At 64.5% G+C, this 15,011-nt stretch carries 14 protein-coding genes and 1 tRNA gene; 5 read left to right on the top strand and 10 right to left on the bottom strand.

The annotated features are described in order from the left end of the window. Positions 1–6 precede the first annotated feature (6 nt). Entirely contained in the window at positions 7–588 is a 582-nt protein-coding gene (locus tag AC1U2B_RS23135; protein WP_480218635.1) for a TetR/AcrR family transcriptional regulator, read from the bottom strand. A 124-nt stretch (positions 589–712) separates the two neighbouring features. Here AC1U2B_RS23135 and AC1U2B_RS23130 point away from each other — a divergent pair, with 124 nt between their 5' ends. After that, on the top strand, positions 713–1,957 hold the full coding sequence (locus tag AC1U2B_RS23130) for an NADH:flavin oxidoreductase/NADH oxidase family protein (protein WP_480218634.1): 1,245 nt from the start codon (positions 713–715) through the stop codon (positions 1,955–1,957). 31 nt (positions 1,958–1,988) lie between these two features. On the opposite strand, the gene AC1U2B_RS23125 is transcribed toward AC1U2B_RS23130, so the two are convergent. Together AC1U2B_RS23125 and AC1U2B_RS23120 are read right to left on the bottom strand one after the other, a co-directional pair. Next, positions 1,989–2,792, bottom strand: a complete 804-nt coding sequence (locus tag AC1U2B_RS23125) for an acyl-CoA thioesterase (RefSeq protein ID WP_480218633.1) — start codon at positions 2,790–2,792, stop codon at positions 1,989–1,991. 34 nt (positions 2,793–2,826) lie between these two features. Beyond that, the gene (locus AC1U2B_RS23120) at positions 2,827–4,071 is read right to left on the bottom strand and encodes a phytanoyl-CoA dioxygenase family protein (RefSeq protein WP_480218632.1); all 1,245 of its coding nucleotides are present in this window, start codon (positions 4,069–4,071) and stop codon (positions 2,827–2,829) included. An 88-nt stretch (positions 4,072–4,159) separates the two neighbouring features. Between AC1U2B_RS23120 and AC1U2B_RS23115 the strand changes: the two genes are divergently transcribed. Further along, positions 4,160–4,233, top strand: a tRNA-Ile gene (locus tag AC1U2B_RS23115). A gap of 278 nt (positions 4,234–4,511) precedes the next feature. On the opposite strand, the gene AC1U2B_RS23110 is transcribed toward AC1U2B_RS23115, so the two are convergent. The 3 genes from AC1U2B_RS23110 to AC1U2B_RS23100 form a co-directional block, all read right to left on the bottom strand. Beyond that, positions 4,512–5,633 (bottom strand): T6SS phospholipase effector Tle1-like catalytic domain-containing protein, encoded by a 1,122-nt coding sequence (locus AC1U2B_RS23110; protein ID WP_480218631.1) that lies wholly within the window; start codon positions 5,631–5,633, stop codon positions 4,512–4,514. A gap of 101 nt (positions 5,634–5,734) precedes the next feature. Beyond that, positions 5,735–6,721 (bottom strand): hypothetical protein, encoded by a 987-nt coding sequence (locus AC1U2B_RS23105; RefSeq protein WP_480218630.1) that lies wholly within the window; start codon positions 6,719–6,721, stop codon positions 5,735–5,737. Then, entirely contained in the window at positions 6,721–8,373 is a 1,653-nt protein-coding gene (locus tag AC1U2B_RS23100; protein ID WP_480218629.1) for a C39 family peptidase, read from the bottom strand. The genes AC1U2B_RS23105 and AC1U2B_RS23100 overlap by 1 nt, the downstream gene beginning before the upstream one ends. 380 nt (positions 8,374–8,753) lie before the next feature. Between AC1U2B_RS23100 and AC1U2B_RS23095 the strand changes: the two genes are divergently transcribed. The 3 genes from AC1U2B_RS23095 to AC1U2B_RS23085 all read left to right on the top strand — a co-directional run bounded on the left by AC1U2B_RS23095 (position 8,754) and on the right by AC1U2B_RS23085 (position 12,949). Then, complete coding sequence (locus tag AC1U2B_RS23095; RefSeq protein WP_480218628.1) at positions 8,754–10,004, top strand: hypothetical protein; 1,251 nt, start codon at positions 8,754–8,756, stop codon at positions 10,002–10,004. 180 nt (positions 10,005–10,184) lie between these two features. Next, complete coding sequence (locus AC1U2B_RS23090) at positions 10,185–12,233, top strand: FUSC family protein (protein WP_480218627.1); 2,049 nt, start codon at positions 10,185–10,187, stop codon at positions 12,231–12,233. Between the two features lie 119 nt (positions 12,234–12,352). Then, positions 12,353–12,949: a fascin domain-containing protein gene (locus AC1U2B_RS23085; protein ID WP_260940916.1), complete on the top strand. Its 597-nt coding sequence runs from the start codon at positions 12,353–12,355 to the stop codon at positions 12,947–12,949. 154 nt (positions 12,950–13,103) lie between these two features. On the opposite strand, the gene AC1U2B_RS23080 is transcribed toward AC1U2B_RS23085, so the two are convergent. The 4 genes from AC1U2B_RS23080 to AC1U2B_RS23065 form a co-directional block, all read right to left on the bottom strand. Continuing rightward, positions 13,104–13,427: a CD225/dispanin family protein gene (locus AC1U2B_RS23080; RefSeq protein WP_043400440.1), complete on the bottom strand. Its 324-nt coding sequence runs from the start codon at positions 13,425–13,427 to the stop codon at positions 13,104–13,106. A gap of 203 nt (positions 13,428–13,630) precedes the next feature. After that, complete coding sequence (locus AC1U2B_RS23075) at positions 13,631–14,236, bottom strand: hypothetical protein (protein WP_480218626.1); 606 nt, start codon at positions 14,234–14,236, stop codon at positions 13,631–13,633. A 26-nt stretch (positions 14,237–14,262) separates the two neighbouring features. Further along, on the bottom strand, positions 14,263–14,607 hold the full coding sequence (locus AC1U2B_RS23070) for a heme-binding protein (RefSeq protein ID WP_043400445.1): 345 nt from the start codon (positions 14,605–14,607) through the stop codon (positions 14,263–14,265). A gap of 38 nt (positions 14,608–14,645) precedes the next feature. Then, the gene (locus AC1U2B_RS23065; RefSeq protein ID WP_480218625.1) at positions 14,646–14,948 is read right to left on the bottom strand and encodes a hypothetical protein; all 303 of its coding nucleotides are present in this window, start codon (positions 14,946–14,948) and stop codon (positions 14,646–14,648) included. Positions 14,949–15,011 lie beyond the last annotated feature (63 nt).

The raw sequence follows: 15,011 nt of genomic DNA, 5'->3' as shown, positions 1-15,011 counted from the left end.
GTGCCTCTAGACCGCTGACCGCTTTCGCGGTGCACGCCGGGGGAGGTGCGCTGCGACGAGTTCGCTGATGTGCTGGGAGACCAAGTCCAACGGGGTCGTTGACTGCGCGGCGCGTGCCATCACCACTGCGCCTTCCATCGCGGCGACAATCGTGGTTGACAGCGATTGCGCGACTTGGGGTTTGATGCCCTCTTCGGTAAGTCGCGAGGCGATCAGTTGGGCCCAGTCCTCAAAGACCTCGGCGGCGGCGTCGGCCGCCTCGGGTGCTTCGTCCCGGCTCGTCGCCGCAGCGACGATCGCGCACCCGCCCTCGAAATTCGTCTCGATGAGATGCTCGGCCCAAATCTTGGCGAAGGCCGCGACCGGATCGGGCTCCGACAGATTGTCGCGCAATATCGCCGCCAGCTCATCGCCCGCCGAACGCGTTGCGGCAGCGACGAGTTCGGCCTTGCCGCCCGGAAAGTTGACGTAGATCGAGCGTCGGGTGATGCCGCTGCGGTCGACGATGCCGGCGATGCCCGTCCCTGCGACGCCGTGGCACCGCATCAGCGACGCTGTCGCTGCGATGAGACGTTCGCGGACCCGCACGTCTTGAAATATACCATTCGGTGTACTACGGTCGTCGTCGGTATACCGATCGATATACTTCGACCGCGCGCCCGATGAGTTCGCTTGCCTCCGAACATCTGATGGCCGACGAGAGGACCAGTCCGTGACCGCGTTGCACGACCCGTTGACCCTGCCCTGCGGTCTGGTGCTGCCGAACCGAATCATGAAGGCCGCCTTGAGCGAAGCGCTCGGCACCAAGCGCAACGCGCCCGATGAGCGTCTCGAACGGCTGTACACCGCGTGGGGCAGTGGCGGCTACGGCCTGATCGTCACCGGCAACGTGATGGTCGACCGCACGCAGCTGGGCGAACCGGGCAACGTCGTCATCGAGGACGAGCGCGACCTCGACGCGCTGTCGCGCTGGGCCAAGACGACCAAGGATGCCGGCGTCCCCATCTTCGTGCAGATCAATCATCCTGGGCGGCAATCTAATCCGCTCGCACTCGGACATGTTCCCGTTGCGCCCAGTGCGGTTCCCCTCAACTTTCCCGGTGCGGCAACCCCGCGTGAGCTGACGTCCGGCGAGATCGAGGACATCATCGACCGTTTCGCGACGACCGCTGCGGTCTGTGAGACAGCAGGTTTCGACGGCGTCGAGATTCATGGCGCGCATGGCTACCTCGTCGCGCAGTTCCTGTCGCCGCTGTCGAATCAGCGCAACGATGAGTGGGGCGGTGACCCGCAACGACGGATGCGCTTCCTGGTCGAGATCATCCGTCGCATCCGCAGCCGGGTCTCGCCGAGTTTTGCCGTTGCGCTCAAACTCAATTCAGCGGACTTCCAGCGTGGCGGATTCAGCGAAGACGAGTCCCGCGGCGTGCTGGCGGCGGTCGCCTCGGAAGGACTGGACCTCATCGAGATCAGTGGCGGGAGCTACGAACAACCCGCCATGATGGGCGCTGCCGCGGAGAGCACCCGGGCCCGCGAGGCCTATTTCCTCGAGTACGCCCGCACTGTGCGCGAGTTGATTGGTGATGTGCCGCTGGCCGTTACCGGTGGATTCCGGTCGCGCTCCGCGATGCACGATGCCGTGTCCAACGGCGAATGCGACGTCATCGGTCTCGGCCGGCCTACCGCAACCACGACCGATGCTGCCCAACAAATCCTGGCTGGTCACACGGAAGCTCTTACCTCGCACACCATTCGGTACGGCATGCCGCCCGTGGTCGGGCGGGTCGTCGATCTCAAGTCGATGGACGGGCTGCTGGATCTCAATTGGCACACCGATCAGCTACATCGCCTCGGTGCCGGTCTGCAGCCCGACGTCAAGCGTGGCCGTATCGCGACCACCGTGGCGATGGTGCGGCGTAACGGGCGCGCGTCCTTCGGGCGCAAACGCGGAGCCTGACGGCCGGTCTCGCGGTGACGCTGTGCGCGCGTCAGCCCTTGAAGTAGACGATCTGATGGGTGCTGGCCAGCAGCGCACCGTCGCGGGTCCACACGTGGGCGCTCTGGTCGAAGTAGCCGTCCGAGAAGCGGTTTGCGTGGGCGCTGCCCAGGACGTAGTCACCGCCGATGTTCTCGAGCTCGTGTCCGTTGGCGTGGAAGTACGTGGTCAGCGAGATGGTGCCGGCCGGGAAGAAGCCGCCGCGCCGCAGGAAAACCCGGGGATAGAAGATGTCGGACATCGCGGCGAGCGCGGCGAAGTCGAGGCCCCGTTGGTTCGCGTCCCGCACCCATAGTGTCGTCCTCGACGACTCACTGGGCTGGGCATCCTCTGCCGGAAAAGGGTTTTCGACGAAGCGCATGTCGTACTGGCTGACCCACGGCAGGGGCGGGCCGCTGACGGCGAGTCCCTCGGGTCCCGGCACGCTCGGCATCCGCGACTCGTCGTCCGACCACGTGTCGCGACGGACGCCGAAGACCATGGTGGCCGTGGTCTTGATGTCGCCGTCTTGGCTGAGTTCGGCGATCCAGTGCTGGTTGGTCCGGTTGGTGCGGGCGGGCTTCAGTGCGATGTCGAACTCGCCGTCGGCGATCGGTGCCGCGTAGTTGACGGTGAGGGCCAACGGTTCACCGATGCGATCGGGCCGCAGCTCGACCGCATGCAACAGTGTCGCGGCCGTGACCCCGCCGAACGGGCCGACCATGTTCGCCCAGTCCGGCTGGGTGCTGCCGCGCATGCGGGTGTCATCGATGGGCTGCAAATCCAGGGCTTGGTCGAGCGAGTGAGAACTGGTCACGCTCAACATGATGCCTTGTGCTGGTTGGGCGCTCTCAGTGTGTTGCGGCGCGGCTGGATACCTTGCCGGCGGCGTCGGCGCGGAAGAGCGCGTCGTTGTAGTGGCAGCCCGCCGGAATCCATCCGAAGGTCTTCTCTTCGGCGAACTTGTAGTACAGGACCCTGCGCCCGGCATCCGGCGCGGTCGGCGGGGGAGTGCTGTGCATGATGTCGCCGTAATGCAGGGTGAGATCGCCGGGTTCGGTGTCGAGCTTGACGACGGGGAGGTCGCCCTCGTGCCCCCACTGGAGCCAGTGCTTGGTGTAGCGGTGCGACCCGGCCAGCACCATCAGCTGGCCGTTGGCCGCGTTGGCGTGATCGAGCTGGATGCCCGCCTGGATGAGTGGGCACATGACGGGGTGCCCGCCGATGCCGTCGTCGACGTGCCAGCCCAGATCGCCGTCACCCTTGACCACATCGGAGTTCTTGATGAAAACCATTGGGCCGTCGAGCCGGTCGTCGCAGACCCGGAGTTCGGGACCCGCCAGCTGGGCGTACGCGGTGGTTCGCGGTTCTGTGCACAGCCCTTGCAGGACGTCCGAGTAGCGGCCCAGATAGTTGATGCGCGTGACGATTTCGGATCCGCTGGAGTTCAGCGACCACCACGAAAACGGGTCGCCCGGCGTACTCATGGCTCGGACGTTCTCGACTTCCGCGCCCCAGGCGGCGATCTCGTCGGGGCTGTAGACGCCGCGGATGTGTAGGTAGCCGGCGACGTTGAAGAAGTGGCGCAGGTCTTCGACGTCGTCGTCCGCGGTGAAGGTTTGGTTCAGATCGAGCGGCCGGCCGTCACGGTCGATGAGACTGTCCCGCACCGCGGCGGTGTAGATCGGGGTACCGCTCAGCAGGGTCTGGATGGCGGGTTCCCAGCGCTGCCAGTCCTGCAGCGTGCCGCGCACCAGACGCGCCCGGCCGGTGCGGACGGCGCCGGATGCTGACAGCAGTCGGTGCAGGAAGGCCGAGAACGTGGTCTCGTCGAGCTCGATCAGGGTGGGGGCGTTGGTGTCGCCTGCGCTGGTTTCCACTCCCGTTGGCGTCGCGCGCCAGGTGTAGGTCGTGCCGTCCGGGAGCTGGAAGGTGAGCGGCGGGACACCGGCGAGGTCGTCGACGACGAGGGCGCCGTGCCGTGCGTTGAGAGCGGGCAGATCGCGGGTGTGGAACGCGCCGAACGAATGCTGCGGAAACGACGCTGCGATGGCGTCGACCCACGGAAGACCAGTGCCCAACTCATCGGTCGCCATTGTGTCCCTTCCCTCTGACGTCGATTATCAGCCCGTGGAGCGTCGCCCCGCGGCGACATGCGACCATGGTGGCCGCGATCTTCGCGACGGGGCGGTAGCTCAGTTGGTTAGAGCCGGGGACTCATAATCCCTTGGTCGCGGGTTCGAGCCCCGCCCGCCCTACTCAAAGGCTGTATGACGTCGGCTGATGGTTGACGTTTGCCTTCGGGTGATGCACGACAGTGGTTCGGCTGGCGCTTTACACCTGCGTCGGTTGATCCTTGACACTCCCGAGATGAGGGAGCCCAGGGGGGTCGTTCCGCAAGCGGCCCAGCAGTGCGATCAGGCACGTAATAGTCACTGCGGCAATGGCTATCGCGAAGGTGATGGAAGCGGTGCGCAGGGCCGGTGTTGGGCAGCAAGGCCTTCACCGACGACAGGCAAGTGCTCAATTGCAGGCGCTACCCCGTGTCGACGTCGGTCGGGGTTGTGTTGTGTGGACCGTTGACGTAGGCAATCAGGTTGTCGGGTGCATAAACCGGCCTCTGGTTGTGCAGGTCGACTGCCGTTGAGGCGATGGATTCCCGGTCGGGATCAGTGCAGCCGATCGGTCGAATGTATGGCGGGATCAGCCGGTAGAAGCCGGTGCGCGAGTTGTTGGGTAGCTGTTGTGGGTCCGGGTGTACGGAGGTGCGGACGGCCATGGTGGTGGTCAGATCTGGTGGTGGGACGTCGGCGGATTCGCGATAGCCGAAGGCTTCCGGGTCGAAGGCGAGGCCGTATTCCTGTGCGTGCCGCACCATCCACGGCAGCGTGATGTCGCTGAGGCCAGGCGGGTTGTAGCCGCCGCCGACGTCGCAGTGCACGCCAGCGAACCACACTTGCTCGACGCGTTGGGTAGCGGGTGCGTTCGTCGCCTGTTTCCAGACGGCGGGCCGGAATGGCCCGCGTTTCTCGTCGATGGCCAGCGCCTGGAATGCGCCATCAACTTTGGTGCTCAGGTCGGTGTCATGGAACTGGAAGCGCAGGTTGAATAGGTTGACCAGACGCAGCCCGTTGAGCGGGATGCCGTGTGCGCCGACGGTGTCCCAGACACCGATAAAGCGGATATCTGGCTCGTAGGAGTAGGAACTTCGGAAGAGGGCCGCCTCGACGCTGCGGGGATGGGTGGTGTCGCTGCGACTGCGGTAAAACGCGTAGGCCTCGTCGACTTTGTCGGCGCACTCGCGGCGCAGGATTCCGCAGTTGCGCACCAACCCGGCGGTGCTGCGTGCGGTGAACGCGCCGCGGCTGAAGCCGAAGAAGAACAGTTCGTCATCGGGTTCGTAGTTCTCCACGAGGAAGCGATAGGTGTCTCGGACATCGCGGGCCAGCCCAAAACCGAAGGCGCCGCCGCGGATGCGTTCGAACCGGCTGGTCCCTACGCCGCGATGATAGAAGATGCGCTGTTCGCGGCCTTTCGGGTCGTTGGGGACGACCGCCAACGCGAGTTTGGTGACATTCGTCGGTGTCGATATGCCACCGCTGAGCTGGTCGGGGGTGTTCCAGGTGCCGTCGCAGCACACCACCAGGCGCTTGAACATCGCGGCTCCTTCCTTAGGGGGATAAGAAGGCCAACTGGATCAGCCTGCGGCGCGAAGCTGTAAGCGCTTTCACGGTCAGCAAAACGACGTGATCACAGACCTCACGCGGCGATGCGAGCAGATGCCGCGGCGCACAGGGCATTGACGTGACCGACTGCGTGCGCGATGTGGTTCACGCCGGGGACCGCGTCGGTGGTGTCGTAGGTGATGTGTGGTGCGGTGTTGGCGGAGACGAACTGCAATGCCACGACGGCTGCTTCGATGGCGTCAACTACGGTGACACCCTGTACGCGGTCTGCTGGCAGCAAAGCGATACCCGGAGTGCTCATCAATTGCCCGGCTTGCGCTGCGAAGGCGCCCAGCGCTGCGAGTCCGCCGAGCCCACCGAGCGGGCCCAACAAGCCCATGAGCAGTTGCACAACGCCTTTGGCGATCGCCTGAATCATCGGCAACGGTGTCGGTGACAGCCCGATGTCCACGCCCATGTCGTAGAACGTGCGGATGATTCGGCCGGCGCCGTTGAGCGGTGTAGCCGTATAGAGGTCGATTCCGGTGGCGCCGTTGGCGGGTCCGTTGGCCTCATACCACCAGCGCGGATCGGGATGGTCCACCCGAACTGAGCTGATACCGGCGCCACCAGGATCGGGTGCGCCGCCACCGGTTACGCCAGCCGGCCGCATCGGATCGCCGAAGCTGAAACCCCCAACAAAATCATCGAATCGGCTCTCCAATTGACCGCCCGGCAGCAGCTCGATGTAGATTTCGCTGGCGCACTGGGCACCCTGGCTGTAGCCGCCGAGGCCGAATGTTTGGCGCGGGTGGTCGTTGATCCAATCCACCGCCCATTTCTTGCCCTTCGCGACGCTCTGCCGGTAGCTCGGCGCGTTCGGGTCGGGACTGTTGACCGGGCCGAATGACCAGGGTGCCTGTACCGCGACCTCGTAAACCAGTTCAGGGTTGGCGTTTTGGATCACCCACGAGCTGTAGCCGGTGCCCGGAGCCGCCCAGGTGCCCGAGCAGGTCAGCCACGCGTGACGGACCCGGCGGACCCCGCGGATGTCGGCGAGCAAATCCCCGAAGTCAGTCACTATCTGGGAGCTTTCTTCGCGGCCGGTTGCTTCTTCGCCGCTGCCTTGGCCGGCCGCCTTCTCGCGGCCTTCACCGCCGCGACTGCCTTCACGGGCCCACCGTTGCCGTTTGGCTTAAATGCGCTCGTGGGCAAGCCGTTGGCTTGGCGCCATTGGATCGCGAACTCCATCAATTCCATCAGCACATCGCCCGAATCACGAACGATGTGATCAGAAAACTCGTGCGTCCAGGCGATCTGCTCGTTGATGGGCACGATCTGCTCATAGGCATCGGTGTGACCGGGATGCACGCTGCCGTCGGGCATGGTGCGTTCCCACTTTTCACGCGCCTGATCCATGACGACCTGGTTGAAGTCGCGTGGCCAGCGTGAGTACGCCCATCGCCACGACTCCGGCAAACCGTTGCCTTCCACACCAGCGGTGGCGTTCTTGATGTCTTGGGCGTCGGCCATGCTGATCACTCCTGTTGTGGTGGGGATGGTGAGTAGGACCGCGCCCATGTCGCGGCAGTGGTTCCAGCGGGCGATGCGGTCTTCGATCCCGTTGGCTCGCCCTGTGTTTTCGTTGCGGCCGTTGACCGCAATAGATCCGCCCTCAATGTCCCCGCGGTCGGCGAAGTCGTTCATCGGCCGCTGGGTGGTCCAGTACCAGATGGCTCCGAGCAACGCGTAGCGGTCGGTTGCCAACTGATCGGGGTCATCGACGAAGAACGTCGGCGAGGGCACAAGCTGTTTGTCGAACGCCCAATGCGACACGCTGGCGTAGTTGGCTCGCCCGGTGACCTGGATTGGGCCGCGGCCTCTGAACCGGAAGCCATCCCCAGGCTGGGTGTTCCCGAGATCAGCGCGGCCCTCGTATCCGGCCTGGTCGGCCGTCGGACCCCACAGCTCGACCATGTACTTCAATCCGACCGATTCGTGGCCGACCTGGGCCATCCACATCACGACGCGGTCGACGGTGTTGCACTGGGACTGCTGCAGCGCGTCGGTCACCGAGGGCAGCAGCGCGCGGTACCGGTCGAACGACACCGTGCCACCCATCGCGCGCATCAGCGTGTCGGCGGCCTGGTCTGGCGGCGCTATCGGTGCAGCCTGCTTGACCCCGGTGTCGGCATAGGCGTAGCCCTTCGGCGGGATGAGCTTGGCCGCTTGATCGAAGGTGATCCAATAGCAAAATGGGGGGAAGCCGGGGTCGGCAATCCTTAATGCCCGCGCGGCCGGGTCGTCGTCGTAGCCCATGCATGCGACGTAGTGAAGGACCTCGCCGCCGTGGTAGCTGGGCGAAGGTGTGTTCTTCACGCCGATCGGATAGTTATCCGGCGGCGCGTCCCAATTCATCACGACGCCGTAGCCACCGTCGATCGACTGGACGACGTTGCTCCACAAGTCAGTTTTCTGCTGGTCGGTGGCCGGATAGTGGTCGATGTACTCCGACGTGTATCTGGCGTCCGGCACGATCACGTCGAGGACTCGCTCGATGAGGCCGACATAGTCCGTGCCGTTCACCGTGGTCCCGATCTGCTGAATCAGATCGTCCTCGCTGCGCATGATGCCGCGCGAATTCAGTACCACTTGGCACGACGCCGGCCCGCAGTCCCACGTCTGTTGCTGTGGCACGACGTCCGGGTCAAAAGGCAGAACTTTCTCTGTCATCTGTTATGCGCCCCCTTGAGCTAGGTCGCGTCCGCTGTCGGCGCCGATTCCGGTCAGCCGCGTTGCGCTGCCCGGTTCGCCAGTGTTAGCGCACATGTCTTTGGCGGAATTCCATATTGGAACGCTTCCAAACATTTGCTCCCCCTCCGACCAAGCGCCGGAGTAATAAGGAACAACGATACGAGTGTCGAGGGTGATTGGTGGAGCTTTCGCAGTCTTACCTGAGCGATTATCGGGCGCGCGATCTGCCTGTCGTCCGGTGCGCCGCTGCCACCGGACGATGCCGCTCTGACATCGATAAACGAACGTTCAGTCACAACGGAGTCGGCTCGTTCCTGTGACGGTTCGTGGCGCGATCCGCGTGACTAGTGATGCTGTAAGTGGCTGGTGTTTCCGATCTTGAAATAGTCGCACTAATTTCAGAATTCCTGGTCGGCGAAAACACCCGAGCTCAGTTTGCTCACGGCATACAATTGATTTTGCGTTCTCCCGACGCAAAACGGGGTGGAAACGCCGGTGGAGGCGAGCATGACCCAGCGCAACTTTATCGATTGCCGCGCAGTGCGGCGGCAGTCGCACTGTGGGGGACTGACGTGACCGCGCCTGGTCCTGGGACCGGGTGGTCGACCAATCCGGCACCGATACATGTGAGCTGGAAAGGTCTGTCCGCGCCGTGGCGGCAGGTAGTTCAGCAATATCGCGTCATGATGGTGTGTGATCTGCTGCGCCTCAATCTCACTGCGCAGGACCAGATCGATGAGCGTGTATTTCTTATCGGGGAATTGCTCGAGGATGCCGACATTGCCTCAAGGGAGAGAGTCCGGTTCTGGCGATGGTGGTGGGGCACAGAGATCGAGCGTGCGTGGGCACGACTTCACGAAGTAGGGCAACGGACTGTTGATCTGTTGCCGGAGGACGAGCTTCTGACGTGGGCCGCCTTCGCTATCGCTCGGGGAAGCGACTACCTCAAGTCCACTGACCCGCGGCTGCAGCGCCTCCACGGGTTAGTTGCTGAGGCTTCGAATCCTCCGGTAGCGAATCCGCCGCTCCCACTGCAACAGCCGGCTCCTCTGGCGCCACCAGCACTTGCTATGCGCTCGGCAATTGTCGAGGTGATGCGCGCGACGCAGAGGTGTTCTGACAAAAAGAGTCAAGAGGCACGGTACTTTCGCAATCGCCTGGTGATCGCCTCGCTTATGAGTTTCTTGTTTACGGTGGCAATCTTCTGCGTGCAGCTGAAGCTCGGGAATCCGGATTTACTGCCGGCGATTGCGGATTGGCATCACCGGGCTTGGGCGTTCCTGCTTGTGGTGATGATCTTCGGCAGTGTCGGAGCGTTGTTCACGACGATTCCAGCAATGGCCAAGATTCCGTTGAACTTCAGTCCGTTCAATTTTCCCTACCAGCAGGCGCTGCTGAAGATTCTGTTTGGTCCACTCGTGGCGGTGATTGGCATCGCGATCCTCAGCACAGGTGACCTACCAGTCAAAGCGCCAACGACGTTTCCGGCACTCGCACTGTTCGCCGTGTTCTTCGGCGCGGGACAGCACATCGTCACCCGATATGTCGACGAACGCGCGAAGGCCATCCTGGGCGGGACTGTGCCCGATGCGCAGAAACCGACGAGCTAGCAGTAGGAGTGGATACGAATTTGAGACAAATCCCGTTGGACATTGTGTGAGACGGCGTGCATCGTGGCTGGTCTGAGCGTCGACGTTGGACGTAGTGTTTGAGAAGCTAGATCACCGGAATGGCTGAGGACGCCGCCCAGCTTGGTGACGCAGAATCGACCTGTGCAGTTATCGGCGGTAGTGCGTAGAGCGAGTGTCCTCAACGCTGCTGACCCCGGCCGCATCCGGCTGCGCAGCGCGGCGGCAACTACCTGTTCGCTACTGGTCGCAATCGTGGCGATGCTGGTGTTCACCCACTCGGCGGGCCAGCCCATCACGGTCGCGATGCTCGGCGCGGTGGTCGCGATGCAGGCCTCCGCCGCGGTCAAAGACCGCGATCAGCGCAGTCGCAACGTCACCACGGTGCTGCTGTTCTTCCCGGCGATCGGCTCCATGGCATTGGCGGCATTCCTGGCGCCGCACGGCAAGATCGTCGACGTCGGCTTCATCGCCGTGCTCTTCGCCGCGGTCTGGGGGCGCCGGTACGGCCCGCGCGGAAACGCGCTGGGGATGGTTGCCTTCATCGCGTACTTCTTCGTCATGTTCCTCCGCACACCCGTGGACCACATTCCGGTGCTGGCCATCGCCGTCGCGGTGGGGCTCGCGGCGTCTCTGTTGGTGCACGTGGTGCTGTTTCCGGAGCGACCGCGCGTGGAGGCGCGCCGGCTGTTGTCGGCATTGCGGGCCGCGTCGCTCTCGACGCTGGATGTGGCCACCAAACGCGGTCAGGTCAGCGTCGACGTCGCGCGGCACCAACTCGACCTACTCGGTGAGACGGCGCTGCTCATCGATGACTGGCTGGATCGGCATGAGGCCGCAAAGTCGCTCAGCGTGACCAGCAGGGACTTGGCGCTGCGGGTGTTCGAGGCGCAGATCATGCTCGAGCAGGCGGCGTCGTTCCTGTGGTGGCTGGACGAGGACGAGCCATGGCCCGATGGTCTGGTTGATGCGGTTGCCGCGCTCCGGATCTGCCTGGACAACAACCCCACCGACGATCAGCTGCGGCAGGCCCGTCGTATGGGTACGACAGCGGCAGACAAGGCCGACCTGTCGACGTCAGCTGGGGTTGCCACCATCACCGCCTACCGGGCGATGCAGGCGCACTTGGCAATTCATCACATCACCACCAACGCCCGTGGCATCAGCGATGACGACATCGCTGCCGCAGTGGCCGACGGCGACGACGGTCAGGACGCACCGTCCGGCCTGAATCCCAGCACCAAAGCAGCGATTCAGGTCGCCGTGGCAACCAGTGCGGCAACGGTTTTGGGCAACATGGTCTCGCCCGATCGCGGGTATTGGGCGGTGCTGACGGCCTTCCTGGTGTTCACCGGCGTCACCACACGCGGTGAAATCCTCTCGCGCGCAGGACATCGCATCGTCGGCACGATCGTCGGAGTGGTAGCGGGCGTGCTGCTCGCCGCCGAGATCGGGCGGAATCCGGGACTGCAGATCGTCGTCCTGGTGGTCTGCGTGTTCTTCGCGTTCTATCTGGCGACCGTCGCCTACTTCTGGTTGACCTTCTTCGTGACGGTCCTGCTGGCGATGTTGTATGGGCTGCTCGGCAACTTCAGCGCTCAGGTACTCGAGGTACGGATCGCCGAAACAGCCGTGGGCAGCCTGGTGGGAATCGCGTCGGCGTACTTCATCTTCTCCACCAAAACCCGGGCCACGTTCGCCGAAAAGGTCAATGCCTACCTCGACGGGCTGGAGCAGGTGATCGACACCGCTGTCGCTGCGGTACTCACCGCTGACGCGGCCGACGCCCTCGTCGCCGATACCCGCCGGCTGGACAACGCGCTGAAGGAAGCCGTCACGGCCGGCAAACCGCTTCAGATGGGCCCGTTTTCGGAACTACGGCATGGGGTCCGGCGCCTGATGCTGGGGTTGCAGGTCGCCAATCGCTCCGCGCACGCTCTGGCTCGCACGGGGGTCGCGGCGTCACATATCGGTCCGGCTCCCGAGGGCGCCGACGAAGCTCTCCATCAGGCGGTGGCGCGCGCCGGCACCGCGGTGGCCGGGATCCGGACATTGATTGCCGGTGACGACGTCACCCCGACAGAAAAGCGCAGCGATGCAGTTCTTTTCGATGTCGGCCTGCCGGAGATGCGGCCAGGACCGGTGCGGGCGGCCATCCGCGCACTCAATGTCATCGACCGTGCCCTGACCGAGGTGACTGTTCGGGTGTGATGCCGGCGTGCAGGCGCTCGAAGATCAATTCGTAGAAAAGTGTCCCCTCGCGCGGGGCTGGGTGCTCCTACCTGTGTAAGGGGCCAACCAGGGCCCCGATCACATCGAAGGAGCACTTCATGATCGCCGATATCAACCCCCAGTCCGCACCGAAGTCGACGTCTGCGCGTAAGCACCGGCGACTGCTCGCCGCCGCCGGCGTTTCGGCGATGGCTGTCATGGCCGTGAGCCTGTCCGGTGTGGCCTCGGCGGCTACCCCAACAAAGACCAACTGCACTTTCAAGACCGCCAATGGGCACTATGTGACGGCAGTCAACAGCGGCGGGTTGACGGGACTCGGCCAACCGTCATTCGACGTAATGCACACGGATGCAGTGCGGGTCGGGACCTGGGAGACCTTTGCGCTCGTCGACGCCGGTGACGGAACCCACTACGGCATCCGAGCCTTTGATGGCCATTACCTCACTGCCGTCGGCGGTGGCGGACGGACCACCGACGTCATCCACTCCGACGCCACGCAGCTGCAGGCGTGGGAGAAGTTCACCGTCACGAAGCTTCCGTCGGCTCCCGGCGGCCAGGCCGTGTATTCGATCGGCACCATCGACGGGCACTTCCTCACCGCCGTGGGCGGTGGCGGACGGACCACCGACACCATCCATTCCGATGCGACGGTGGCCAACGGCTGGGAGCAGTTCCACATCCACTGCGGAAGCTGAGCGCACGCCGCGATATCAAGCGGCAAATAGCCGCAGGCCGCAGGTCAGACCTGCGGCCTGCGGTAACCCGTTGTCGCCCAACGCTATCGGCGGAGCCCCTCAGCAGTGAACCGCCAACACCCCTGCGGGTGTTGGCGGCCACCGCCGAGTGACATCAGGTAAAGGCTGCCCCGTAGGACGCCGCGCCGATCACGAAGGTGAACACCAGGTAGATCACGAGCACCACGGCGCCGGCGATCGCACCCCACGTCGCCCATTTCTTGGCCTCGTCAGCGGCTGCCTGCGCCGCCTGGGGCTGGCCCTGGGCCCACAGGCCCGAGACCTGAGTCGCCTTGACGATGGACACGATGCCGAACGGCAGGCAGCAGAAAATGGTGACGAGGATGCCCAGCACCAGGTTGTTGTTGGGCGGTCCGCCTGCGGGCGGGAGGCCGCCGGCCGGCGGCGGAGGGTAATTCCCTGGCGGTATCTCAGTCATTGCAGCCTTTCTCTGTTCTGGTCACTACTCGGTAGGAGACCCGTCTGTTGGACGCGGTCAGCATCGACCGTTTCGGGACGCTACGGCGCACCGATTGGAATCCGTTTGGGACGCCTACAGAGCAAGGACACAACAGAGACGCGGCTACCGATCCCAACTTGCGGCAGCTGGCTGCGGTTACCGGATGGATTGGACGACCGTCGTCAGTGCAGCCCACTCTTGATGGCCGCGGCCTGCTTCTGCGCGACGTCCTTGACGAAATCGGGCGGTGCGTCGGCGTCCTTGGGGCCGTCGAATTCCAGGGTGACGAATGCCTTGCCCTCGGTGAACAGCACGACGGTCACCGATTTGGAGCCGTCGGGCGAGTTCCCCGACACCGTGGTGCCGCCAGTGCCGGCCTCGATCGGCGCAGGTGCACCGCCGACGACATTGGTACCGAGCCCGGCTTTGGCCGCCTCGAGCGCGGCGGTGGCGGCGGCGGGGTCCGGCAGGATCAGGATGGTGTCGCCGACGACGTGGGTGCCGTCGGGGTTGCTGAATGCGGTCGCGACGCCGGGGTTACCGCTGGGGTTCTGCGTCGCTTCGCCCGCGGTGAACACCTCCGGCGCAACCAGATCGGTGCCCTTGATGAGCAACGCGGTGTAGTCGGTGGGCTGGGCCGGAGCAGCGCTGGTCGCCGACGTGCTGGAGCTGGACGACGACGATGCAGATTTCGAGGCGGCCGGCGGCGCGGAATCCTTGCTGCAACCGCTCATCGCTGCGACCAGCGCGATACTGGCCGCCACGGCGACCGTCATACGTGCCTTCATCGGATCGGTTTCCTTTCTCCGGGCCGTCAGTTCAACGGTCCGTCGGGCATCGGGGCGTTGCAGCGCTCGCGGAAGTCGGCCGCGGGCTGACGCACACCCTGGACCTCAGCCTTCACCTGCGGATTGGCATCCATGTATGCCGTGATCTCGGTGCGCATCTGATCCCGCGTCTTGCCCTTGAGGCCCGTGAAGAACGCGTTCACATCGGGGTGGCTGAACAGGTACGACGCGGTGCCTGCGTTCACCCCGGACATCACGTTGGCGAGGTCGGCGGCGGTGCAGTCCGGCGGATCAGCGATGGCCGTTGTGGCTGTGCCGATGAACGTCGCACCGGCGATCACACCGGCACCGATGATGTTGCGAATCTTCATGTGGGTTGCTCCTACAGGGTTGTTGGGTTTAGGGGTGATCAGCGACGCGGACCGATACCGCCACCGCCACCACCGCCATTGGGCGGGCGGATCGGGCGGATCGGGACATTGATGTCGATGCCCCAGCCGTCGTCGCAATACCAGGGGTCGGCGCAGTAGGACGGGTAGGCCGGCCCGGCGGACGGCGGAGTCGGCCCGCCGCCGCGGACGTCGCCCTGGGCGCACACGGTGGCGTATCCGGCACCGCTGCAGTCTGCCGATGCCGGCGCTGCGGCGCTGAGGCCGACAGGGACGAATGTGAGCGCCAGCCCCAGACTCAAGTAGCGCTGCTTCAGTCGCATGGTCTTCTTCTTCCGGACGGCTGGGTCCGCGGTGGTCGGCACTGCGCCGGTGCGCGGAACCGG

The organism is Mycolicibacterium sp. P4_G11 (genome assembly GCF_056555145.1).
Note: the sequence above shows the minus strand (reverse complement) of the source record. Positions and strands in the feature narration are given on the sequence as shown.

Excerpts from the sequence above, each read along its gene's own strand:
- AC1U2B_RS23120 (WP_480218632.1), bottom strand. The coding sequence starts at position 4,071 with ATGGCGACCGATGAGTTGGGCACTGGTCTTCCGTGGGTCGACGCCATC.
- AC1U2B_RS23110 (WP_480218631.1), bottom strand. The coding sequence starts at position 5,633 with ATGTTCAAGCGCCTGGTGGTGTGCTGCGACGGCACCTGGAACACCCCC.
- AC1U2B_RS23100 (WP_480218629.1), bottom strand. The coding sequence starts at position 8,373 with ATGACAGAGAAAGTTCTGCCTTTTGACCCGGACGTCGTGCCACAGCAA.
- AC1U2B_RS23085 (WP_260940916.1), top strand. The coding sequence starts at position 12,353 with ATGATCGCCGATATCAACCCCCAGTCCGCACCGAAGTCGACGTCTGCG.
- AC1U2B_RS23080 (WP_043400440.1), bottom strand. The coding sequence starts at position 13,427 with ATGACTGAGATACCGCCAGGGAATTACCCTCCGCCGCCGGCCGGCGGC.
- AC1U2B_RS23075 (WP_480218626.1), bottom strand. The coding sequence starts at position 14,236 with ATGAAGGCACGTATGACGGTCGCCGTGGCGGCCAGTATCGCGCTGGTC.
- AC1U2B_RS23070 (WP_043400445.1), bottom strand. The coding sequence starts at position 14,607 with ATGAAGATTCGCAACATCATCGGTGCCGGTGTGATCGCCGGTGCGACG.
- AC1U2B_RS23065 (WP_480218625.1), bottom strand. The coding sequence starts at position 14,948 with ATGCGACTGAAGCAGCGCTACTTGAGTCTGGGGCTGGCGCTCACATTC.